20 protein-coding genes and 1 pseudogene are annotated in these 21,124 nt (G+C 61.1%); 20 read left to right on the forward strand and 1 reads right to left on the reverse strand.

Translation table 11 applies throughout. The features are described 5' to 3' along the window. Window positions 1-61: 61 nt before the first annotated feature. Window positions 62-571, reverse strand: a complete 510-nt coding sequence (locus ACVWWJ_RS16735; protein ID WP_159892399.1) for a CinA family protein — start codon at window positions 569-571, stop codon at window positions 62-64. A gap of 998 nt (window positions 572-1,569) precedes the next feature. Here ACVWWJ_RS16735 and ACVWWJ_RS16740 point away from each other — a divergent pair. The 20 genes and pseudogenes from ACVWWJ_RS16740 (at window position 1,570) to ACVWWJ_RS16835 (ending at window position 21,095) form a co-directional block, all read left to right on the forward strand. After that, complete coding sequence (locus ACVWWJ_RS16740; RefSeq protein WP_456968775.1) at window positions 1,570-2,073, forward strand: hypothetical protein; 504 nt, start codon at window positions 1,570-1,572, stop codon at window positions 2,071-2,073. 38 nt (window positions 2,074-2,111) lie between these two features. Further along, window positions 2,112-3,089, forward strand: a complete 978-nt coding sequence (locus tag ACVWWJ_RS16745; RefSeq protein ID WP_456968776.1) for a virB8 family protein — start codon at window positions 2,112-2,114, stop codon at window positions 3,087-3,089. A gap of 26 nt (window positions 3,090-3,115) precedes the next feature. Beyond that, window positions 3,116-3,853: a TrbG/VirB9 family P-type conjugative transfer protein gene (locus ACVWWJ_RS16750; protein ID WP_456969727.1), complete on the forward strand. Its 738-nt coding sequence runs from the start codon at window positions 3,116-3,118 to the stop codon at window positions 3,851-3,853. After that, window positions 3,850-5,133: a TrbI/VirB10 family protein gene (locus ACVWWJ_RS16755; RefSeq protein ID WP_456968777.1), complete on the forward strand. Its 1,284-nt coding sequence runs from the start codon at window positions 3,850-3,852 to the stop codon at window positions 5,131-5,133. The genes ACVWWJ_RS16750 and ACVWWJ_RS16755 overlap by 4 nt, the downstream gene beginning before the upstream one ends. 10 nt (window positions 5,134-5,143) lie before the next feature. Continuing rightward, window positions 5,144-6,187 (forward strand): P-type DNA transfer ATPase VirB11, encoded by a 1,044-nt coding sequence (gene virB11, locus ACVWWJ_RS16760; RefSeq protein WP_456968778.1) that lies wholly within the window; start codon window positions 5,144-5,146, stop codon window positions 6,185-6,187. A 50-nt stretch (window positions 6,188-6,237) separates the two neighbouring features. Beyond that, window positions 6,238-6,649 (forward strand): annotated as a pseudogene (locus tag ACVWWJ_RS16765) (lytic transglycosylase domain-containing protein); the annotation flags it as partial. An 846-nt stretch (window positions 6,650-7,495) separates the two neighbouring features. Beyond that, window positions 7,496-7,930: a TrbC/VirB2 family protein gene (locus ACVWWJ_RS16770; RefSeq protein ID WP_456968779.1), complete on the forward strand. Its 435-nt coding sequence runs from the start codon at window positions 7,496-7,498 to the stop codon at window positions 7,928-7,930. Beyond that, window positions 7,923-8,231, forward strand: coding sequence for a type IV secretion system protein VirB3 (locus tag ACVWWJ_RS16775; protein WP_456968780.1), 309 nt, complete (start codon window positions 7,923-7,925; stop codon window positions 8,229-8,231). The genes ACVWWJ_RS16770 and ACVWWJ_RS16775 overlap by 8 nt, the downstream gene beginning before the upstream one ends. Before the next feature lie 66 nt (window positions 8,232-8,297). Next, a complete protein-coding gene (locus ACVWWJ_RS16780; protein ID WP_456968781.1) occupies window positions 8,298-10,769 on the forward strand; it encodes a VirB4 family type IV secretion/conjugal transfer ATPase in 2,472 nt (823 codons plus the stop codon). Window positions 10,770-10,795: 26 nt separating this feature from the next. Then, window positions 10,796-11,707 (forward strand): hypothetical protein, encoded by a 912-nt coding sequence (locus ACVWWJ_RS16785; RefSeq protein ID WP_456968782.1) that lies wholly within the window; start codon window positions 10,796-10,798, stop codon window positions 11,705-11,707. Between the two features lie 87 nt (window positions 11,708-11,794). Further along, window positions 11,795-12,952, forward strand: a complete 1,158-nt coding sequence (locus ACVWWJ_RS16790) for a type IV secretion system protein (RefSeq protein ID WP_456968783.1) — start codon at window positions 11,795-11,797, stop codon at window positions 12,950-12,952. Between the two features lie 160 nt (window positions 12,953-13,112). Further along, window positions 13,113-13,463, forward strand: a complete 351-nt coding sequence (locus tag ACVWWJ_RS16795) for a DUF4189 domain-containing protein (protein WP_456968784.1) — start codon at window positions 13,113-13,115, stop codon at window positions 13,461-13,463. Between the two features lie 281 nt (window positions 13,464-13,744). Next, window positions 13,745-14,245, forward strand: coding sequence for a DUF4189 domain-containing protein (locus ACVWWJ_RS16800; protein ID WP_456968785.1), 501 nt, complete (start codon window positions 13,745-13,747; stop codon window positions 14,243-14,245). 481 nt (window positions 14,246-14,726) lie between these two features. Then, window positions 14,727-15,224, forward strand: a complete 498-nt coding sequence (locus tag ACVWWJ_RS16805; protein ID WP_456969728.1) for a DUF4189 domain-containing protein — start codon at window positions 14,727-14,729, stop codon at window positions 15,222-15,224. Window positions 15,225-15,826: 602 nt separating this feature from the next. Then, window positions 15,827-16,285 (forward strand): DUF4189 domain-containing protein, encoded by a 459-nt coding sequence (locus ACVWWJ_RS16810; RefSeq protein WP_456969729.1) that lies wholly within the window; start codon window positions 15,827-15,829, stop codon window positions 16,283-16,285. Between the two features lie 341 nt (window positions 16,286-16,626). Further along, window positions 16,627-17,217: a hypothetical protein gene (locus tag ACVWWJ_RS16815; RefSeq protein ID WP_456968786.1), complete on the forward strand. Its 591-nt coding sequence runs from the start codon at window positions 16,627-16,629 to the stop codon at window positions 17,215-17,217. An 81-nt stretch (window positions 17,218-17,298) separates the two neighbouring features. Further along, window positions 17,299-18,564 carry an XVIPCD domain-containing protein gene (locus ACVWWJ_RS16820; RefSeq protein WP_456968787.1) on the forward strand — a complete coding sequence of 422 codons (1,266 nt, stop codon included), beginning with the start codon at window positions 17,299-17,301 and terminating at the stop codon, window positions 18,562-18,564. Window positions 18,565-18,625: 61 nt separating this feature from the next. Further along, window positions 18,626-19,195 (forward strand): hypothetical protein, encoded by a 570-nt coding sequence (locus tag ACVWWJ_RS16825; protein ID WP_456968788.1) that lies wholly within the window; start codon window positions 18,626-18,628, stop codon window positions 19,193-19,195. 19 nt (window positions 19,196-19,214) lie between these two features. Continuing rightward, window positions 19,215-20,486 carry an XVIPCD domain-containing protein gene (locus tag ACVWWJ_RS16830; RefSeq protein WP_456968789.1) on the forward strand — a complete coding sequence of 424 codons (1,272 nt, stop codon included), beginning with the start codon at window positions 19,215-19,217 and terminating at the stop codon, window positions 20,484-20,486. 147 nt (window positions 20,487-20,633) lie between these two features. Further along, a complete protein-coding gene (locus tag ACVWWJ_RS16835) occupies window positions 20,634-21,095 on the forward strand; it encodes a hypothetical protein (RefSeq protein WP_456968790.1) in 462 nt (153 codons plus the stop codon). Window positions 21,096-21,124: the final 29 nt, after the last annotated feature.

A 21,124-nucleotide genomic window follows, 5' to 3' on the forward strand; every position in this document is an offset into this window, starting at 1 on the left:
CCCGACCGTGGTCTCAGGGACTGCGATCCGCAGTCGCCAAGTGTGCCACAGGGGAGGTGGCTCAGCCCCTGAGCTCGGAGGTCATTCCAGCAAGTGCCCGGGCCACCGTCTGTCGGCGTACTGCCTCGCGATCGCCGGAAAAATGGAAGAGTTCGGCACGGGCATACCCACCCCGGCGCTTCCAGCCGATCCACACCGTCCCCACCGGCTTGTCGGGCGTGCCACCCGACGGCCCGGCAATGCCGGTCACCGCCACGGCGACGCCGGCGCCGTATCGGGCCAGGGCGCCGGAGACCATCTCCAGAACAGTCTCCTCGCTCACCGCGCCGGTCCGCTCAAGCGTGCGTGGGTTGACCCCGAGCAGGGATTCTTTCGCACTGTAGCTATACGTAACGACGCCCGCCTCGAACCACGCCGAACTCCCGGCCAGGTCGGTGAGGGTCTTGGCGATCCACCCACCCGTACACGACTCGGCCGTCGCGACCATGACGCGCTTCTCCTGGGCGGCAGTGGCGACGTCCTGAGCCAACGCCATGAGGTCGGCGTCGGTGGGAATGGCTGGCGAATCCATGGGCAGGTCCTGGGGGGCTGGGAAAGGGAGAGTTTCTACTCCCGGAGCTTTCCGATGTCGATGCGAGGACCGGCACGACCGCGGCATTTTTCAGAAAACTTCTACGGTCCTTGCGTTGTCGCGGCGACCTCGCGTCGCTATCATGACAATCAATAGGTGACGTTATTTTGCCTCCTTTTGATTGCCGTAAGTTATCCGTTATATGCGACTTGCCTGGCGTCGCCCTACACCGCGCGAGGGCGAGACCGCGCCCATCTCGGGCATACGCCTACGTCTCTCGATGAGCGAGGGCGACTCACCAGTCCGCCTTCGTTCATTCAACATTTCTTCCGCCCCCCTCCTCCGTCGTGGAGCAATGTTCGATCGCTTGCCGCAACCTCCTGAAAACATCGCGGTGTCGCACGCCTGAAACGGAGCAATGACAACTTACCGGCTTCGAAAGCAGCCACAAAATGGTTACAACCGCAACATTCACGAGCCTTACACATTTCCGGCATTTGAGTGCGCCAATGCACACTTGTGCAGTGACGCACGTCGCGCCAGACGGCGTTTCACGCATGTTACATGCCAGCAATGTGTGACAAAGACCACAAAAACACGCACATGGACCACTAGTCAGAAATTTCTTGTTGCGTTATGTTTACGTTGCGGACAGGGATCCGCGAAAAGGGGTGGGGATACACGGTCGGTAAGACGCAACTATAAGTGGGCGATACCATTATCGCCCCTGAGGCGCGCGGCCACTCTTCGCTGGCACGTTATGCAAGGGGCGCAATTGCGCTCGTACAGGATGTTGTATGGATGATTTGCATGTCGCTCGGGGCCAGTTGGCCGCCGTTCCAGTCAGTTCCAGGGATACCGCTCAAGCCGCGCCTTCCGCGCGGTGGCTGCCCATTTCGTAGCGTTGTAAACGCCTTTCCGGCTGCGCCTTCGGCGAGGAGCCGTGGCGCCTGCTGCCTACGTTTTCACTTTGCCTTTCGATGACTTATGAGCCAAGCGTGAATAGAACCCTGAATCCCCTCGCCCTCGGCCTTGTTTCCGCACTCGCCATGCTCCTTTCCGCCTGCGGCACGCCCGCGGCGAAGGACTTCGGTGGCAGTTGGAAGCCGGTCAACCGCTACGACGACAAAACCGTCGAGATTCCCCTCGCCGTTCCGTACACCTACTACGCGGCGCCGATGGACGGCACGCTGAAGGTCATGCTCACGCGTTGGTCGACGGACACGGGCATAAAGCTCGATTACAAGCTTCGTTCCGACTTCACCCTGCCGAAGACAGCGTCGGCCATACACACGACTGAAGGGCGAGATGCGGCGTCGCAGCTGAGCGCGATCTACGCGCCGCAGGGCATCGTCGTGCTCATCGACGGACCAGAGATTGTCGTTGAGGAGGCAAGCGCCATCGTGCCGCCCGCTCCGGCCGCACCTGTCGCCGCGCCTGAAACCAAGAATAGCGCTGAAGGCCCGGCACCGGCTCCCAGCGCGAAAACGGCAGCAAAGTGATGCGATTCAGCGTTGTGACCAAGGCAGGCATTCGTTAAATGCGAAACAAAAAAGACTCCCCCAAGATCGATGCCGCCGTTTCGAAATCTGTCGATTTCGAAATCGCCGTCGGCGACCTCGCCCGCCGCAGCGAACGGCGTGCGTGGATGGTCGCGTCCGTGTCGGTCGTGATATCCCTGATTCTCATCGGCGGTTACTTCTACATGTTGCCGCTAAAAGAGAGGGTGCCGTACATCGTGATGGCCGACGCCAACTCCGGCCTCAGCTCCGTCGCACAACTTACGGACGACGTCGTAAACCGCCGCATTTCGGCCAGCGAAGCGATCAATCGCAGCAACATCGCTCACTTCATCCTGGCCCGCGAATCCTTCGACGTGGCAATCATCAACCTCCGCGACTGGGCGACCGTGCTGACAATGTCATCGCCCGGCGTAGCCCAGGTCTACGTGAATCTTCATGCGCAGTCGAATCCGGACGCTCCGTTCAAGACGTACGGCCGCGACCGCTCGATCCGCGTCAAGATCCTGAGCATCGTGCTGATCGGCGGTGGCGACGGTGTTACGCCGAAGGGCGCAACGGTTCGTTTCCAGCGCACCGTCTTCAACAAGCTGACGGGCCAAAGTGTGCCACTCGACAGCAAGATTGCCACCATCGAGTTCGTCTACAAGCCGAACCTGAAGATGGACGACCAATACCGTGTCGAGAACCCGCTGGGTTTTCAGGTAACCACATACCGCGTCGACAACGATTACGCCGAGGCACCCCACGCCGAGGTTCCGGCTAGCGCGGACGCGTCCAGCCAGCCTTCGGCGCAGCCGGCAGCTCCTGCGGCAGCGGCGCCGACAGCAGCACCCGGTGCAGGCGCATTGCCCGCGGCACCGATCACACAGGGAACGACGCTCGCTCCCGGTGCCGTGCCGGCCTCGCCCATCCCCGAGTCACCGGTTGCTACCGCGCCCGCAGCAGCCCCGGTCGCCGCTCCGCAAAACGCCGCCAATGGAGGGCGCCGTCGATGAATCGCTCCAGCACGCTTCGCCTTGCTATGTCGGCCTGCCTCGCGCTCGGCGCGCTGGCGGGATCGGTCAGCGCCCAGGTCGTCACGCCTTATGAGTACCAGCCCGACCACATTTACACGGTGCGTACCGGACTGGGCATCACCACGCAGATCGAACTGAACCCCAACGAGAAAGTGCTCGATTACAGCACGGGTTTCAGCAGCGGCTGGGACCTCACGCGTCGCGACAACGTTTTTTACATCAAGCCGAAGAACGTCGACGTCGATACGAACATGATGATTCGCACGGCGACGCACTCGTACATCTTCGAGCTAAAGGTCGTCGCGACGGACTGGAAAACACTCGATCAGGCCCGTCATGCGGGTGTGCAGTACAAAGTCACCTTCACCTACCCGGCCGACACGAGCTTCACATCGGAAACCAAGAAGGTGGCAGCGACGCCGGAGCTCGACACGAGCTTGGTGAAGGGGCGCGACTACAACTTCGATTACGACTACGCCAAGAAGCGAAAAACCGCGCCTTGGCTCGTGCCAGTAAACGTCTACGACGATGGTCGCTTCACCTACATCAAGATGCCGGATCTCAAGCAGTTCCCCACCGGTAACTTCCCAACGGTCTATATGCGCGAAAAGGAACACGGTGAGGATTCGGTGGTGAACACCACGGTCGAGGGCAACACGCTCGTCGTCCATGGCACGTACAACTACCTCGTCATCCGACACGACGACAACGTCGTGGGCCTGCGAAGGAACACAAAGAAGTGACCCCGAACAATCCATATCATCCGGACGACGAACATCAGCCAGATCAGGTGCCGCCGCGTGAAGACGCAGCAGAGCACCACGATCCATTGGCAGGTAATCCGTACTCGCAGCAGCGTGCTCAAGCGCCGCAGCCCGATCTGGACGCCGGTGCTCCACAGCTAGCCGCGAACGACATGCGTCGGATGAACCGGCGCGCCCTGGGTTTCCTCGGCGGCATCGTTGCGCTGCTCTTGCTTGCGGCGTTCTTCTTCCTCCATGGCGGCGCCGCCAAACAAGAGGTTGCCGAGAAGCCGCGCGAGGAAGAGGTCAACGTTCCCGAGGCACCGAAGGTCATGCCGACGCCGGCACTTCCGCAGCACGTCCAGGCGCAGCCAATCGCGCTCGCCCCGCCTCCCCCGCTTCCCACCCCGGAACAGCTGCGTCCCGCGCAGATGCCGACGAACCAGGGTCCGCGCGGCCCGTCGCTGCTTGAGCGCCGGATGATGAATGTCGGCGACGCTGCCCAGGCAGCTGGGCCGAACAGTGGCGGCGGCGGTCAGTACGGCGGTAGCCAGGGTGGTCAGCCGGGAATGATGGGTGGCATGGGCTTTCCTGGTTATCCGGGTGCGCCAGTCCCGAACGGCGGCGTGCCGGTCAATGGCGCGTATAGCTCGAAGCCGTTACCCGAAGTATCCAGCGCCGAGCCCCTGACGCATCCCGATACGCTCATGCTCCGGGGCACCTTCATTCGCTGCGTGCTCGAGACGCGGATCATCACGGATATCCCGGGCTTCACCTCGTGCGTGGTGACTGAGCCGGTGTACTCGTTCACGGGTAGAAGACTGCTGCTTCCCAAGGGCTCGAAAGTGATGGGTAAGTACGAGATGGAGCCCAACGGCCCACGCGTCGCGGTGATCTGGGACCGTGTGGTCACTCCCACCGGCATCGACGTCAATATGGCCAGTCCCGGGATCGACACGCTGGGCGGCGCCGGCCATCCCGGTTACTACAACGCCCACTGGGGAAGCCGTATCGGCTCCGCTCTGCTGATCTCGATGCTGAGCGACGCATTCAAGTACGAGGCCGCCGAGCACGGTCCGAAGCAGACGGCGATCAGCAACGGTGTGGTCACGCAGAATCCGTTCGAGAGCAATACCGCGTCCACCTTGCAGTCGATCTCGAACAGTGCCGTGCAGCGCGCTGCCAACCGGCCCGCAACCGTGACGATCAACCAGGGCACGGTCCTGGCAATCTATGTCGCCAAGGACGTCGACTTCAGCGGCGTTGTCGCTCGCTACTGATACGGCAGAAATGATGAACGAACCCGCCATGGCCTCGGTCGGCAACGACTTCCTGGACTACCAGTACGAAGTACTGGGCATCCAGGAGTTGCTTACGTCGACCGATGTGACCGAAATCTGCATCAATCGGCCGGGCGAGCTGTATCTGGAACGGCGCGGCGAGTGGGAGCGCGTGGATCTTCCCACGCTCACGTTCGAACGCGCCCGTCAGTTCTGTACCGCTGTGGTAAACGAGAGCAACACCGGCCAGCGCATCACCGATGCCGATCCCGTCGTGTCGCTCACCTTCCCCACCGGCCAGCGCGCCCAATTCGTGTTGCCACCCGCTGTGGAAGCGGGCCGGGTGTCGATCACGATTCGGCTGCCGTCCAAGCAGAGCAAATCGTTGGCGCAGTACCAGGAAGATGGCTTCTTCGACCAGATCCTCGAAGGCGCCAATGCGATCAGCCAGGCCGACAATGAGCTGCTCGAACTTCGCGCTGAACGTCGCTATGCCGATTTCTTCCGGCATGCCGTCATCAGCAAGAAGAACATCGTCGTTGCCGGCGCCACCGGCAGTGGCAAGACCACTTTCATGAAGTCGCTGGTCGGTCACATTCCCAGCTACGAGCGACTCGTCACCATCGAAGATGCCCGCGAGCTCTTCATCGATCAGCCTAACGTTGTTCACCTGCTTTATTCCAAGGGTGGGCAGAGCACCAGCAATGTCACCGCGAAGAGCTGCATGGAGGCCTGCCTGCGCATGAAGCCGGACCGGATCATCCTCGCCGAGCTCCGTGGCGACGAGTCGTTTTACTTCATCCGAAATTGCGCATCAGGACACCCGGGGTCGATCACAAGCTGCCATGCAGGCAGCGTGGAGCAGACCTGGGATCAGTTGGCGCTCATGGTGAAGGCATCCTCGGAAGGTGCCGGACTCGAATTCGAGACGATCAAACGACTGCTCATGATGACTATCGATATCGTCGTACACATAAAGGCACATGCCGGACGCCGCCACATAACCGGCATTGATTTCAACCCGGCCCGCGGTCTCACGGCGGGCGGGGGGTAGCACTAGAACTAACCGGTGATTAATCAGGAGTTGTATCGGTGGTACCAGGAATGGAAATGATGTCGTGCCCTAACCTTGCCGTCCCGGCCGAGGTGATGCAGCACGTGGTCAATGTCGAGTCGTCGCGCAACCCGTTTGCGATCGGCGTCGTCGGCGCGCAGCTCGTTCGCCAGCCTCAGAATCTCGACGAGGCGGTGGCGACCGTGCGCATGCTCGAAGACAAGGGCTACAACTATTCCCTGGGCGTGGCGCAGGTGAACCGTGCCAATTTCGGCAAGTTCGGCCTGGACAGCTACGAAAAAGCCTTTGACGTTTGCCCCAACCTTGTTGCCGGCTCACGAATCCTCGCGCAGTGCTATGCGAGTGCCGGCGGCGATTGGGGCAAGGCGTTCAGCTGCTACTACTCCGGCAACTTCACGACCGGATACCAGGATGGTTACGTCCAGAAAGTGTTCGCCTCCATGGCCCGTCAGGCTGCTGCGACCAATGCCAGTCCGATTCCTGTCCAGTTGATCAGCAACGGCGCGAGTAAGGCTGCCAACCGTGGCACGCCTCTCGTCGGTGCCGACAACGGCGCTTATCGCGTCGCCATGCGCAGCGTCGCGGATGCGGCACTGTCCGCCGCGCTCGCACCCGCCGTGGCGTCAGCAGCAGGCGTCAACCGCCCCGCCCCGGCTGGCTTCGTCGTTGATACGGATCCGGCAACGGCGACCTTGCTCGCGCAGGTCACCTCGCCCATGCCTGTGAATTCGCAGGGCGCACCCACGGGCCGGATTCCCACGGATCCGGCCACCGCGGCGGCCATGGCGCAGGTTGGGATGCAGATCCCGAACACCGCCGGCCCCGTCGCAAGGGCCATCGCGACGGATCCGGCGACGGCGGCGGCGATGGCACAGATCGGTATTTCGGCAAACGCGGCGGGTAATGCGCCGGCGGCCACCGAAGGCGCCAACGGAATCTTCGTGCCCGTGGTGCATGGGCCAAACGATCCGTCGCCGTCGGCAGCCGCACCGGCCAGCGCCGCGCCCGCTGTTCCCGGAAGGGATCAGGCCGATCTTCGACAAGGAGGGGGAGATGGCGCTTTCGTCTTTTGAGTATCAAGGACAGTCCGTACCAGGGACGTCCACCACGTATCGCCTGGCGACCGGTAACCCCGGTTGTCGCGATGGCCTTAGGGCCACCTCATGCAAGGGTGTTTTTCCTCGCATGCCGTTCGACAAAACGGCTGTCCTTCGGGCCGCCACCACCGCGCGGCGGTCATCCGACCTCCGCATTCACGATTGCACTGTTCAATAAGGAATTATTGAGATGGCCCTGTCCTCCCTCAACACCGTTTACGACTCGTCGAAGACTCCGCTGTCCCGCAAGCTCGCTTTCTTCGCGTTCGCAATGGTCCTGATGCTGCCGACGTTCGTTGTCGGCCAGGACGTCGGCGCGACCTCGACGAAGGTTTGTGGCTTCTTCCAGAACATCAACTCGCTGCTCAACGCCGCATCCATCGTCGTCGTCACGATTGCCGTGATCTTCTCCGGTTACCAGATCGCTTTCGCCCACAAGCGTATTGCCGATGTGGCGCCGGCGCTGATCGGCGGCGTGCTTATCGGCGCAGCAGCCCAGGTGGCCAGCATGGTCGTCGGTGGTAACGGCTCCGGCGGCAGCACCGCGTGCACCTCGAGCAGCGGCAAGGCGATCCTGATCGACGCCGCCAACGCTGCCATGCACCTGCTGCACCTCAGTGTATAAGAACGCGCTTTTTCGTGGCTGCACGCGTCCGCCCATGTTCATGGGGGTTCCCTATATCCCCTTTTTCGTGGGCGCGGGTGGCGGGCTGCTGATGGCGATGTACTTCAACATGTGGTTTCTCCTGCTGATTCCGATCAACGTCTTCACGATGCGCCAGATGGCTCGCCGTGACGAAATGATCTTCCGCCTGCTCGGTCTGCGCCTGCAGTTCCGCACGCGGGTCAGGAATCTTCCGGAGCACGAAGGCATGTGGGTGTTCACACCGAACAATTATCGCGAGCCCGGGAAGGCGAAACGGTAAGTAGCACAGACGCCCTGGCAGATGTCCTGCCAGGGCCTTTTTCGCGTTTCCTACGGTAGCCAGGCTATGTTCACTCCAGACGCACCCATCGGCGAATACATCCCCCTCTCCACCCACGTCTCGCCGACCGTCCTCAAGACGACCGGGGGCGACTACATGCTGGTCTGGCGACTGGCGGGCCTACCGTTCGTGGGACGCGAGGAGTGGGACCTCGAGCATCGTCACAACACCTTCAACCGCATGCTGCAGACGCTGCGTGCACCGGACTTCGTGAACGTGGCTTTCTGGGTGCACGACATCCGTCGCCGTCGCAGCCTCAAGACGAAGGACAAGTTCAATCACCAGTTCAATCAGACCATGTCGGATGCCTACTACGAGGCACTATCCACGCAGAAGCTGATGCAAAACGAGCTGTACGTCACGATGCTGTATCGCCCGATCGTTTCGGGCAAGCGCTTTGCTGAAAAATCCAGCGATCCTACCCGCCTGCTCTCCGAGCAGAACCAGGCGATCGCCACCATTCTGGAACTCGCCAGCAACGTCGAGGCCGTGCTCAAGGATTACGCACCGTCGCGGCTGGGGATGTACGAAGCGCCGAACGGCGTCGTCTTCTCGGAAGTGCTCGAGCTCTACGGTTACGTTCTCAACCGCATCGACGAGCCCGTTCCGGTGCTCGACGCTCCGGTGAAAGATTACCTACCGGTCAGCCGCCAACGTTTCTCGTCCAAGACGGGCGACTTCGTGCTGACCACGCCTTCAGGCGTCAATCACTTCGGCGCGATCCTGAATATCAAGGAATTCGTCGACGGTACGTACCCGGGCATCCTCAACGGCCTGAAGTACCTCGATTTCGAATACATCATCACGCATTCGTTCAGCCCCATGGGTCGCCAGGACGCGCTGAAGGCGCTCGAGCGGACCAAGGGCATGATGATCTCGTCCGGTGACAAGGCCGTCAGCCAGATCATCGAGATGGATCAGGCCATGGATCAGCTCGCCTCCGGTAACTTCGTGCTGGGCGAGTACCACTTCACCATGACGCTTTACGCCAACTCGCAGGAATCACTCTCGCAACACATCGCTGCCACGCGTGCCGAGCTCTCGAACGCCGGCTTCGTCTCGGTCAAGGAAGACCTTGCCGTTACCGCTGCGTTCTACGCGCAGTTCCCGGGTAACTGGAAGTACCGTACCCGTCTGGCCAACGTCAGCTCGCTGAACTTCCTCGGCCTGTCGCCGCTGCACAACTTCGCCACGGGCAAGAAAGAAAACAACCCCTGGGGCGGTTGCGTCACCACCCTGCAGACGACCAATGGGCAGCCGTACTACTTCAACTTCCACGCAACCCACCCCGCCGAGAACTCCTACGGTGAGAAGGCCATCGCAAACACCATGGTGATCGGTAAGTCGGGTACCGGTAAGACGGCGCTGATCAACTTCCTGCTCAGCCAGGTGCAGAAGCTCGACCCCGCACCGACGATCTTCTTCTTCGACAAGGATCGCGGCGCAGAGATCTTCGTGCGTGCCTGCGGCGGTAATTACCTCGCGCTGGAGAACGGCAAGCCCACGGGCTTCAACCCGTTCCACTGCGAACGTACCGAGGAAAACGCGCAATTCCTCGCTGACCTCATCAAAGTGCTGGCGGCTAAATCCGTGTACAGCTCGCGCGAGGAGGAAGACATCTTCCGCGCTGTCGAGAACATGCTCGACACGCCGATGCACCTGCGCAACATGACCAACTTCCAGAAGAGCCTGCCGAACCACGGCGACGACGGCCTGTTCATCCGCATGCGGAAATGGACCGCCGGCAACGCGCTGGGCTGGGTGTTTGACAACCCGAAGGACACGGTAGACCTGACCCGGGCCAACATCATCGGCTTCGACTACACGGACATCATCGACAACCCCGAAGTCCGGGCGCCGGTCATCAACTACCTCCTGCATCGCCTCGAGGCGCTGATCGACGGCCGCCGTCTTATCTACGTCATGGACGAGTTCTGGAAGATCCTCGATGGCAAGGGTGGCCTGAAGGAATTCGCGAAGAACAAGCAGAAGACCATCCGTAAACAGAACGGCATGGGCATCTTCGCCACGCAGAGCCCGGAAGACGCACTCGCCAGCGACATCTCCGCCGCCTTGATCGAGCAGACGGCGACGATGATCCTGCTGCCGAACCCGAACGCCAGCCGCGAAGACTATGTCGACGGCCTGAAGCTGACGGAAGCCGAGTACCAGGTCGTGGTCAGCCTCGACGAACGCTCGCGCCGATTCCTGGTCAAGCAGGGCCACGCTTCGGCAGTTTGCCAGCTCAACCTGCGCGGCATGGACGATGCACTTGCCGTTATTTCGGCCTCCACGGACAACATTGAAATCATGCACGAGGTCCTCGCGCAGCGTGCCGCCGCCGAAGGCGTCTCGTCGGACGAACTCCGCCCCGACCAGTGGCTCGAAACCTTTTATGAAAACCGGAAAGGCAGCGGCAAGAAGCCCACGCCATCCGGCCCGCAAGCGACGCGCCCCACGCGCAGCGCTGCCGTTTGATCTTCCCCTTGACGATGGAGGCTCCCATGCCAACGATCAAAATCAATCGACCTGTGTCGCGCGTCCTTGGCCGCCGGCTCCAAGCCCTGGTTGCCGCCCTACTGCTGGCATGCGTCATCGCGCCTGTCGCTCATGCGCAGGATGCATGGTCAGTCAACGACTCGCAGGCGAACGACAAGCTATCCGACATCAAGGACAACACCAAGAACACGAACAACGACACGACGGACATGAAGAAGGCCCTCGGTGATTCCCAGTCCGGTGGCGGCAATACGCTCAACGCAAACCTCGACGCCATCAATAAAAAGATGGTTATCGGCAACAAGACCAATGGCCAGCCGTTCACCCGGCCGGGTGACCGTGTCGCCGATCCGGACCAGGCGCTTCCCGCGTCGGCATCGACTTCTGCGACGCTCGACGACGGCAGCAACTGCACGCAGTTGCCGAGTGCCCAGCAACCCAACTGCAAGCAGATCGTTGCCATCCAGAACGCGCAGTACAAGTACATGCTCCTGATGTACGAGACCAACGCGAAACGCAATGCGATCTTGACCAGCCTGCTCGATGAGCGAGCAAAGATCGATGAAAACGACGCCAACCAGTACGGCAAGCTCGAAGACAACACCAACAAACTCACCGCCCTCTACAACCTCATTGCGCTCGATCAGCAGCAGATGGCGACGGTCAATTATGCCTACACCGCGAACCTGACCTATCTGCGAACGGCGCAGGCGCAGCTCTCTCGCTCGGCCAACACAGGCAAGCCCAAAGCCTCGTGGACGCAGGTAAATTTGCCTGGCGTTGGCTCGATCGACCTCAGCTCCCAGATTAGCAGCCTGATCAGCGGCGTGGCGCTAACCGGCGCGCTGAAGGGCGTGCAATCAAGCAAGCCAGATGGCATTCAAACGCTGACCATCGGACAGTCCAATGGCTGGTAAGTCTCTCGTTGCTCGGGCAGGCATCACGCATTCCACGCCGCAGATGCCTCGCGACGTGACTCTCAACATGGCAAGGAATTCGCTCACATGGTGATGGGAAGCCTACTCGGCAAGTCGGCCGTCGCGTTCATGAGCGATCCGGGCGGAGTTGCGACCAACTTCGTTTTCTTCACGGAGATCAACAACTTTCTCCGCACCGAAATCGACTATATGCAGTGGCGCCTGCTCTCCGGGGCCGCCACCGTTATCGGCTTCGTTGCCGTGAGCGTGCTCACGGTGTGGATCATGTTCCAGGGCTTCCGTATCGTCACCGGCCAGTCGCGCCAGCCCATGATGGTGCTCGTGGGCGACGCGCTTCGTGCCACGCTCATCGTCTTCGTTGCCACCACTGCGGCTTACTCGTCGAGTTCGGCGTATTGGGTACTCAGTGACGGCATGTCATCGGCCATCGCCAGCTACGTCACCTCCGATGGCGATACTCCCTTCCAATCCATCGACAAGAATCTCGCCCAGATGGAGGTGGCACTGGCGATCATCGACAGTGTGGATACAGGAAAGCAGGATCCCGAGCAGCAATCCAAAGACCGTAACCGATGGTTCACCGGCATTGGCATTGCCGGGCCCAGCGTCATCGCCGGCTCCATGTTGCTGCTCAACAAGATCGCCCTCGCCCTCTTCATAGGCTTCGGACCGTTCTTCATCATGTGCCTGCTCTTCGACCAGACAAAGCAACTATTCAGTAAGTGGTTGCTATACGGCATAGGAACCGTGTTCTCACTGGCCGTCCTATCCGTCATGGTGGGTATTGCAATGAAGATGATGGAGGCGATCACCGCAGCCTTCGCGGTGAAGTACCTTGCGGCCATGGCCGGCGTCGGCGACACGGACGGCATCAACAGCATGGCCTTGCAGCAAGGCGGCGTCGGCCTCTTGCTGTCGACCCTGATCGTCATGGCTCCGCCCATGGCGGCCGCGTTCTTCCAGGGCACGCTTGGCCAGTTCGCCTCCTACTCGTCGTTCGGCAACGTGGGCTCGCAGTTGGGTGGGCAGGATCAGCAGGCGATTGCGCAGGGGCGGCAGGCTGCCGCGAGCAGTGGTAGTTACAACCCTCCGCCCCAACAAGACGCACAGCGGCAGTTCCAGACTCAGTCGCAAGGGTCGCGCCAAGCAAGCCTAATGGCGTATGGCTCAAGCCCAGCACCAACAAATGGCGACGATATAAAGCCGGGCGAATTCAAGCATTAGGGTCACCAATTCGATGAAATTGACGAAAATTCTCTTGATAGCCTCGCTTGTGCACGCGCCCATCGCTTGGTCGCAGTGCGCGCCCGGAATTCCGGGCGCCGGTAATCCGGGATGCATTCCACCTACACAACCCGGATCCCCATATAACCAAGGTGGAGATATGCCAGCCGCACCCGTCGCACCCGCCGTGAGGTGGGTGGGGGGTTGGGGAGCCGTCGCGATGGATGAGGACTATAGAGGTGGAACTGTCGAAGACCGCGACAGTCAGAACGAGGCAGAGAGCATTGCTCTCGATCTCTGCAAGAGGAACGGTGGGAACAAGTGCAAGGTGCTGGTTACGTTCGACAACCAGTGCGCCGCAATGGTGCAGGAGCCTGATGGCGGAACGGTGCACGGCAACACCGGCGCGACCACTGAACTCGCTGAACAACGGGCGCTCGGAGCATGCAAGGGCGGGAATCGCTGCGAGGTCATCTATAGCAAATGTAGCCATCCGCATCCCGCGCGTTGAAGCACACTGCTGGATCAATCATCGCAGCCGAAGATGCGACGAAGATTGTAAAGCCGAATGCATGTTGGAGACCTCTGGGAACTCGCACTTGCTTTTCGCTTGGTCTCAATGCAAGACCGGAACCTGAAACCGGCGAGCCTGGGTGTACGCCACCAAACCCTAACGCTCGGATGATGATCCGCACTTCTCTAGTCTTTCAGGGATATGCGACAGTCGGCTGGACCCAGGTCATTCATAGCCTATGTTCTTACGCTGTCCGCGTGCACTAATGGGGGATGTCGATGAAATTAGAAAAAATCTTCTTTCTAGCCTTACTTAGTCAGGCGCCTGTTGCATGGTCGCAGTGCGCACCCGGAATTCCGGGCGCTGGCAATCCCGGATGCATCCCACCTACGGCTCCTGGCTCGCCCTATGCGCAACCATATGATTCGGCACCACCCGCGGCGCTTCCTCCCCAACAGGTGTGGCAGCAGCAATGGGGCGCCGCCGCTATGGATTTCGATAACGGTGCTTCCGGATCAGTAACTGACGGTCAAACAAAGGATCTCGCGTCGCGAAGTGCCATCTCAGACTGCGAAGGGCAAGGCGGCATACACTGCGTAACCATTCTCGTTTTCGAGAATCAGTGCGCTGCAATCGCTCAGTCAGCCAATGGAGTGGTAAGCACGGCGACCGCCGCAAGACAACCAGAGGCCGAATCACGTGTTCGGGCCAAATGCACCGCCGGGGCCGCCTGCACGCTTATATACAGCCAGTGCGCATTCCCGATTAGAGTGAAGTAAAGGTACATAACGTGTTCTCACGGGCTGTCTTATCCGAAATGGCGGGTTGCAATGAAGATGATGGAGGCGATCACCGCAGCCTTCGCGGTGAAGTACCTTGCGGCCATGGCCGGCGTCGGTGACACCGACGGCATGGCCTTGCAGCAAGGCGGCGTCGCTGTCGGCCCTGATCGTCATGGCTCCGCCCATGGCGGCCGCGTTCTTCCAGGGCACGCTTGGCCAGTTCGCCTCCTACTCGTCGTTCGGCAACGTGGGCTCGCAGTTGCGTGGGGAAGGATCAGCAGGCAATTGCGCAGGGGCGGCAGGCTGCTATGGGCGGCGGTGGATAGAGTCAAACACCGATGACTAAACAGGATGCTGGCAATCGCACGTTCGGCGGGCAGGGGCAGCAAGCTCACGCGCGTGGTCTCCAACTCCCGACCGATAATGTTGCCGTAACCGATTCGACCAAATACCGCACTACTGATCGCGACCAGACATGATGAGACTCAGAATCGCTGTGTGCGCATTGTTGGTTTACGCGCCGTTAGCGTGGGCCCAATGCGGTGCGGGCATACCCGGTGCAGGGAATCCTGGTTGTATCCCCCCGACCGCTCCCGGCTCACCGTATGGCCAGCCATCAGACCCCGGTGCGTTTACATCTGCACCGGCCCGAGCTGTTTGGGAAGACCGATGGGGAGCCGTCGCAATGGACTTCGCCGCAGACGCGAGCGGCACTGTCACCAACAGCACTTCAGAAGATCGGGCGACTAGTAGCGCGCTCGCGAATTGCAAAGATCAAGGAGGGAGGCATTGCGAGATTGTCCTCACTTATCACAATCAGTGCGCTGCGATCACTCAAGCTGCAGCCGGATTTTTCAGTAGCGCAACCGCGGCTACTAAGACCGAGGCCGAGTCTCGGGTCATTGCCAAGTGCGGCGACCCACAGACCTGCCGCGTGCTCTACAGCCAATGCGCGGTTCCGATTCGTGTTCAGTAAGACGAAAAGCGATCATACAAAACGCCGCCTGCGAGCAGTCAAATCGTGCACCTTCGATTGGCTGCCCGTGTTGCCAGGACCGGAAACATTCTCGGAGCGCGAACCCAGTGCTTGACGAGTTTCAGAAAACCAATCGGACCGCTTGACCATGAACCATTTCAAGCTCCTCGCCTTAGTGCTGTTCGCCTAACAGAGTGTGTGCTCAGTATTCCAGGCGCGCGCAATGCGTAGTAACGATCGCGGTCGAGAATTATTGCGTAGCGGTCGCGCAGAACACTTTAAGCGGGGGCAATTAGCACCGCAACCGCCGCCGATCCCAATGAAGCTACCTCGCGGGTGTTGCAGCGTTACGGAGATGGATCGATGTGCAAAGTCGTTTATGAGTTCTGTGTACACCCTTTTCGCGTGAAGTGATCCGACAATTTTCTCAAACGAGAGCCTGTCATCAACGCTAAGAACAGACCTATGCACAGACGAACAGAATTGAATGATCGATGCGCAACTCCTCCACGCCATCAGAGAATTCCTACCGCGTCGAACAAACGAGTGCCGTGTACGACATGACCAAGATGAAAATTATCGCGTGCGCGCTTCTGATCTACATGCCATTGGCGTGGGCACAATGTGGGGCTGGCATTCCTGGCGCGGGGAATCCAGGTTGCATCCCGCCTACTGTGTCGGGCTCGCCGTATGGTCAGCCGTCTGAGGCGGGCACCTTCATACCTGCGCCTGCGCGAGCCGTTTGGGAAGATAGATGGGGGGCCGTTGCAATGGATCTCGACGCTGATGCAAGCGGGTCAACTTCCGACGGCTTCAATGAGGATCGGGCAAGCCACAGTGCGCTCGACGATTGCGCGGCCCAGGGAGGAATCCATTGTCAGGTTGTGCTGACATACCATAATCAGTGTGCCGCCATAACGCAGTCCGCTGCCGGCATTTACAGTAGCGCAACTGCAGCCAACAAGAGCGAGGCCGAGTCGAGGGTCATTGCTAAGTGCGGTGATGCACAGACCTGCCGCGTGCTCTATAGCCAGTGCGCGGTTCCGGTTCGTATTCAGTAGGATGCAAGTCGATTGCCGTGACGAATCTCCACGGGGAGCCAATCTCGTGAACCGGCTACGGATTCTCCAATATCAACAGGGCTGCGAAACACGCTTGGAACGAAAATCTAGTGAAGTACGGGTCACTCACCGTGGATCCGAGCGCTTGATCATGAACCTGTTACAACCAGGATCGCCGTATAACCAAGATCAGAGCAATGCAGAACACTGCCGTCGAAATGGCTATGCGCCAATGCGGCGAAAACGGCGGCAAAAATTGCCAGCTGCTCACCCCGCTACGCAGCGACAATAACCATTGACCCACCGGCCCAAAGGCCGAGTTTCAAAAGCAAAGGACAAACGTGAAGGCTAACCTACAACTCAGCGCACTCTGCCTTGTCGCCTTGTCATGGTCCAACTGGGCCATGGCCGCTACCGCCCCTGCGGACGACCTGAAGTCGTTCGCGACCGGTGGCTCGCGCATCCTCGAATCCCAGAAGGGCGACCTCAACGATGATGGCCGTCCGGATGCGCTGCTAATTCTCGACCCGCCCGCCCCTGCCGATGCCAAGCTTGGCGAAGGTCCGGCCCGCGACGTGGTCCTGCTGATACGCGATGCCTCCGGGCAGCTGCGGAAAGTCGCCTCCAACGCGCACATCGTGCCCTGCGAAGCATGCGGCGGTACGTCGGGCGATCCGTTTGGCTACAGCAAGGTCGCCAAGGGCAGCTTCACCATCGTCAATGGCGGCGGCGGACGCGAGCACTGGTCGGACGAGTACACCTTCACGTACTCGGTCGATAAGAAGGATTGGTTCGTCAGTCTGGTGACGCGTCAGGTGACCGACAACGTTACGGGCAAGCAGAAGTCATTGCAGTTGACCCCGAAAGAGCTCGGCCAGGTCAGGTTCGAGACATTCGATCCATCGCACCTGAAGGAGGTAACGCTCCCCTGATCCATCGCACCACCCCGCCAGGACAGGTGGGCACAGGCATTCCAGGAGGACAGCCGACAGAGAGTCAAACAGGAGTTACACATGACGATTGATCGTGAAACACAGGTGTTGTCCGACGCCTACGCGTCGGGCATCCGCTCTCCCAGGGAACTGGCCAACTTCATGGCCCAGGTTACCCATGAGTCCAATGGGTTAAACCGCCTGCAGGAGAGCTTTCGCTATACCAAGGGCATCGCCCAGATTCCCGTTGAATCCGCATGGCGCCAGGGTGCCCAGATGCTCGACTCGGCACGCAAGGAAGCCCTGCGCGGTAGCCCGGAAAAGCTGGCTGAGCTGATGTACGGCGGTCGCAACGGTAACGACGAGCCGGGTGACGGCTATCGATATCACGGGCGTGGCTATATCCAGCTCACTGGCAAGGCCAACTATGTGGCCGCTGGCGCCGCATTGAACCTGGATCTGGCCGACAAGCCCGAACTCGCGGCCGAGCCCGCAAACGCATCGAAGATCGCGGTGTGGTACTGGCAGAACCGCGTTCCGGAAGCCGCGCGCATGGACGTCAAGGCAGCGACCAAGGCAGTGAATGGCAAATTCAACGGCCTCCAGGATCGCATGGATCGTTTCGATGCCTGGGACAAGCGCCTGACACCCGAGGTCATGCAGCGGATGGGTGCCGATGCCTACGGCGATGACGAACGCAAACGGGATAGCCGGACCCATGGCCACCATGATCGGGCCACACGACATGCGGCCAGGGCGGCACAGCGCCGGATGGGCGGAGACGACGATGGCGTCGCCGGCCCCGACCCGTTGCTCGAGATGGAGCAGCAGCGGGATGTGATGGAAGACTCGATCGATTTCGCGCCATTACCGCAAGTGCATCGACATGGCCACCACCATCGCCAGCTCGCACCCTACGGCTACCCTGCCGGCGAGGTGGCGGGCATGTGCGCGGCGCCGATGATGAACCAGCCGGAGCACCCGCATCACGGCCTTTTTGCGCAGGCTCGCGACGCCGTGCATCGTCTCGATGAACAGCACAAAAGGGCACCCGACGCCCAGAGTGAAAACCTCGCCGCCGCCCTGGCCGCAGCCGCGCACAAGGAAGGCATGCATCGTATCGACCACGCGGTACTGAGTGAGGACGCCAGTCGTGCTTTTGTCGTGCAAGGAGATCCCAGCTCGCCGCTCAAACGTGTGGCTGAGGTCCCGACGCAGCAAGCGGTGACAACACCTATCGCGAAGAGCACGGAAGCGCTCGATAGCGTGGCCAAGCCAACGCAGCCGGCTCAGGAACATGCCCAGCAGCCATCGCCACATCCTCTGGTGCATGGCCATGGCAATTAATCGAAGCCGCCGGCTCACGCCGCCAACGACGCACTCTCCCTTTCACAACCTGGGAACCTCGATGATTTCACGACGCATCACCGCACTCCTCGCACTCTTCATGGTGGTTCAGGGCGCCTTCGCGGCCGCGCCAAATCCGGCACGCGCACCCGCCGCCCTGCAAGCCCGCCTGCTCAAGATCGATCCCGGCGCAAAAGCGGAGTGCCACAAGGACAGCTACGGAAATGCCGCCTGCACCTCGGATGGGTATGCCGTCGACCTCTCCGATTGCAGCGGCGACATGTCATTCGGTCAGGTGATGGATGACGCCGGGGCCACCCTGGGCACGCGCCTGGATGCCAGCCTGTCCAAGCCGATGGCCAAGCTCAAGCAGCATCAGTTTCTCTGTGTCATCGCCACGGCGAAGAAGGCGGGCGCCTCACAGCGTTACTACGTTGCGGCCTACCCGGCAGAGCGCGTTCCCGCTTGCAAAGGCAGCGACCTGTGCAAGGCGCAGCCCATCGAGTGGGTCGGCACGCCGCCCGCCGCCAAGTGCGACTGGCTCGGTACCTCGGGCGACTTCACCGGCGGCTGTGCGGCCGGCTGGGTCGACGAGGATTCGGTCGAACTCTATTCCATGGGCCTGAAGTGACCTTGACGGAGACGATGCCATGAGCCGCGATATCTACGAGCACGCGAACGATCACTACTTCAACGCCGGTGTCGGTTACGAGTACGGCCGCCCTGACATGCAGCGCGCGAACCATGGTGGCAACCACGTCACCGACAGCAGCCGCACCGAGCAGGACAACGACCACGATGGCCTGCGGGGCGTCGATTGCTCGTCGTTCGTCTGGCGTGGCCTGAAGGACGCTGGCTACGATGTCGGCAATGAGCCGTTTGCCACATCCAGGCTCTACAACGGCCACAACGTCACGCCCTACAGCCGGCAGCACTTCGACGTCATCCCGCCGGCCCAGGGCGGCAAGCCGCCCGCCAACCTGCAGCCTGGCGACATCATCATGCTCAAGAGCCGCACCGGCTCCGACCAGCACGTTGGCATCGTCAAAGGCTATGACGCGAAGGGCAACCTGGAGTTCATCGGCTCGCAGGCCAGTACCGGTCCCGGCCAGGTCACGATGAAGGATGGCGGCTACTGGACCTCGCACATGGAGGTCGTCGGCGCCCTGCGTGCCAAGGCCGAATTTCGTACGCATGAGCCGGCGCCGATGCATGGCACGCCGGCCAACGCGCAGCCTGCCGTCGCCACGCCCTCCCCGGCTTCCCCGCCTGCTGCGCACGCTCCGCCAACCGCTGCGTCCACCGCTGGTGCCATGCGCAAGGGCGACGAAGGGACGCACGTGCAGGCGATGCAGGAGTCGCTCAAGCGTCTGGGCTACCGCGATGAACATGGGCACGAGCTCAAGCCGGACGGCCATTTCGGTGCCCATACAAAAGCCGCATTGGAACGCTTCCAGGAGGCAAATCATCTCCACAAGGATGGCGTCGCAGGCAACGACACCATGGCCGCGCTGGGCAAGTTGAATCACGTCGGCCCCCGCCTCGACTCGTCCGACCATCCGGCAAACGGCCTTTTCAACCAGGCACGCGATGCCGTGCATAAGCTGGACGCTCAGCATGGCCGCGCCCCGGATCACCAGAGCAGCCAGTTTGCCGGCTCGCTCACCGCTGGCGCGGCTAAGGAAGGCCTCACGCGTATCGACCACGTCGCGCTGAGCGACGATGCCAGCCGGGCCTATGCCGTGCAGGGCGAGCTCGATTCGCCGTTCAAGCGCGTGGCCGAAGTGCAGACACAACAGGCCATGTCTACCTCGCTCGAGCAGAGCACGGCGACGCTGGCCCAGAGCGCACAACAGACGCCGTTGCCGGGGCCGACGCAGCAGGATCAGCAGCAACAGCAACAGCAGGCGCGCCCGGTGTGAACGTGCTCCTCGAAGAATCGCCACCGAGACGTGGCGACTACACCGAAAAACAAACGTCTCGATTACTATTGCGGGACGGACAGGACGGGAAAAGTGCCAGATGGATGACCTGAAGGCGTCGCAACGCAGGGGGCGAAAATCCTCGACATGCTGATCGGCGATCTCACCGGTGACGGGAGGGAGGGAGCACTCCTTGTGCTCGACCCGCCCGCGCCTCACAGACCGAAACTGGGCGAAGGGCCCGCACGCGAACTCGTACTGCTCCTGCGTAACCCGGGTGGCCAGTTCGAGAAAGCCGCTTCCAGCCTCAGCGTGATTCCGAGCGCTGGCAGCGGAGGCGTGGCTGGCGATCCCTACGGCTACACGCGCATTGACGACGGTGGTTTCACCATCGCCAATGGCGGCGGCAGCAGGGAGCGCTGGTCGGATGAATACAACTTTCGCTACGTCGCATCGGCCGCCACCTGGCGGCTGGTACGCGTCGTGCGGCAGGTAGAGGACACCGAATCGGGAGAGCACCGGCAACTCGTTCTCACCGCGGAAACGCTGGGCGATGTCGCGTTTGCAGACTTCGACCCTACGAGTCTTCCCGAGGTGACGCTGCCCTGAGAAGGGCGTGCACAGGATCCACAGGAGCT

This window comes from Luteibacter sp. HA06, assembly GCF_054061215.1.

Excerpts from the sequence above, each read along its gene's own strand:
- ACVWWJ_RS16780 (WP_456968781.1), top strand. The coding sequence starts at position 8,298 with ATGTTCACTCCAGACGCACCCATCGGCGAATACATCCCCCTCTCCACC.
- ACVWWJ_RS16825 (WP_456968788.1), top strand. The coding sequence starts at position 18,626 with ATGATTTCACGACGCATCACCGCACTCCTCGCACTCTTCATGGTGGTT.
- virB11 (WP_456968778.1), top strand. The coding sequence starts at position 5,144 with ATGATGAACGAACCCGCCATGGCCTCGGTCGGCAACGACTTCCTGGAC.
- ACVWWJ_RS16830 (WP_456968789.1), top strand. The coding sequence starts at position 19,215 with ATGAGCCGCGATATCTACGAGCACGCGAACGATCACTACTTCAACGCC.
- ACVWWJ_RS16810 (WP_456969729.1), top strand. The coding sequence starts at position 15,827 with ATGCCATTGGCGTGGGCACAATGTGGGGCTGGCATTCCTGGCGCGGGG.
- ACVWWJ_RS16770 (WP_456968779.1), top strand. The coding sequence starts at position 7,496 with ATGGCCCTGTCCTCCCTCAACACCGTTTACGACTCGTCGAAGACTCCG.
- ACVWWJ_RS16805 (WP_456969728.1), top strand. The coding sequence starts at position 14,727 with ATGAGACTCAGAATCGCTGTGTGCGCATTGTTGGTTTACGCGCCGTTA.
- ACVWWJ_RS16835 (WP_456968790.1), top strand. The coding sequence starts at position 20,634 with ATGCTGATCGGCGATCTCACCGGTGACGGGAGGGAGGGAGCACTCCTT.
- ACVWWJ_RS16800 (WP_456968785.1), top strand. The coding sequence starts at position 13,745 with ATGAAATTAGAAAAAATCTTCTTTCTAGCCTTACTTAGTCAGGCGCCT.
- ACVWWJ_RS16750 (WP_456969727.1), top strand. The coding sequence starts at position 3,116 with ATGTCGGCCTGCCTCGCGCTCGGCGCGCTGGCGGGATCGGTCAGCGCC.
- ACVWWJ_RS16790 (WP_456968783.1), top strand. The coding sequence starts at position 11,795 with ATGGTGATGGGAAGCCTACTCGGCAAGTCGGCCGTCGCGTTCATGAGC.
- ACVWWJ_RS16785 (WP_456968782.1), top strand. The coding sequence starts at position 10,796 with ATGCCAACGATCAAAATCAATCGACCTGTGTCGCGCGTCCTTGGCCGC.
- ACVWWJ_RS16745 (WP_456968776.1), top strand. The coding sequence starts at position 2,112 with ATGCGAAACAAAAAAGACTCCCCCAAGATCGATGCCGCCGTTTCGAAA.
- ACVWWJ_RS16795 (WP_456968784.1), top strand. The coding sequence starts at position 13,113 with ATGCCAGCCGCACCCGTCGCACCCGCCGTGAGGTGGGTGGGGGGTTGG.
- ACVWWJ_RS16735 (WP_159892399.1), bottom strand. The coding sequence starts at position 571 with ATGGATTCGCCAGCCATTCCCACCGACGCCGACCTCATGGCGTTGGCT.
- ACVWWJ_RS16820 (WP_456968787.1), top strand. The coding sequence starts at position 17,299 with ATGACGATTGATCGTGAAACACAGGTGTTGTCCGACGCCTACGCGTCG.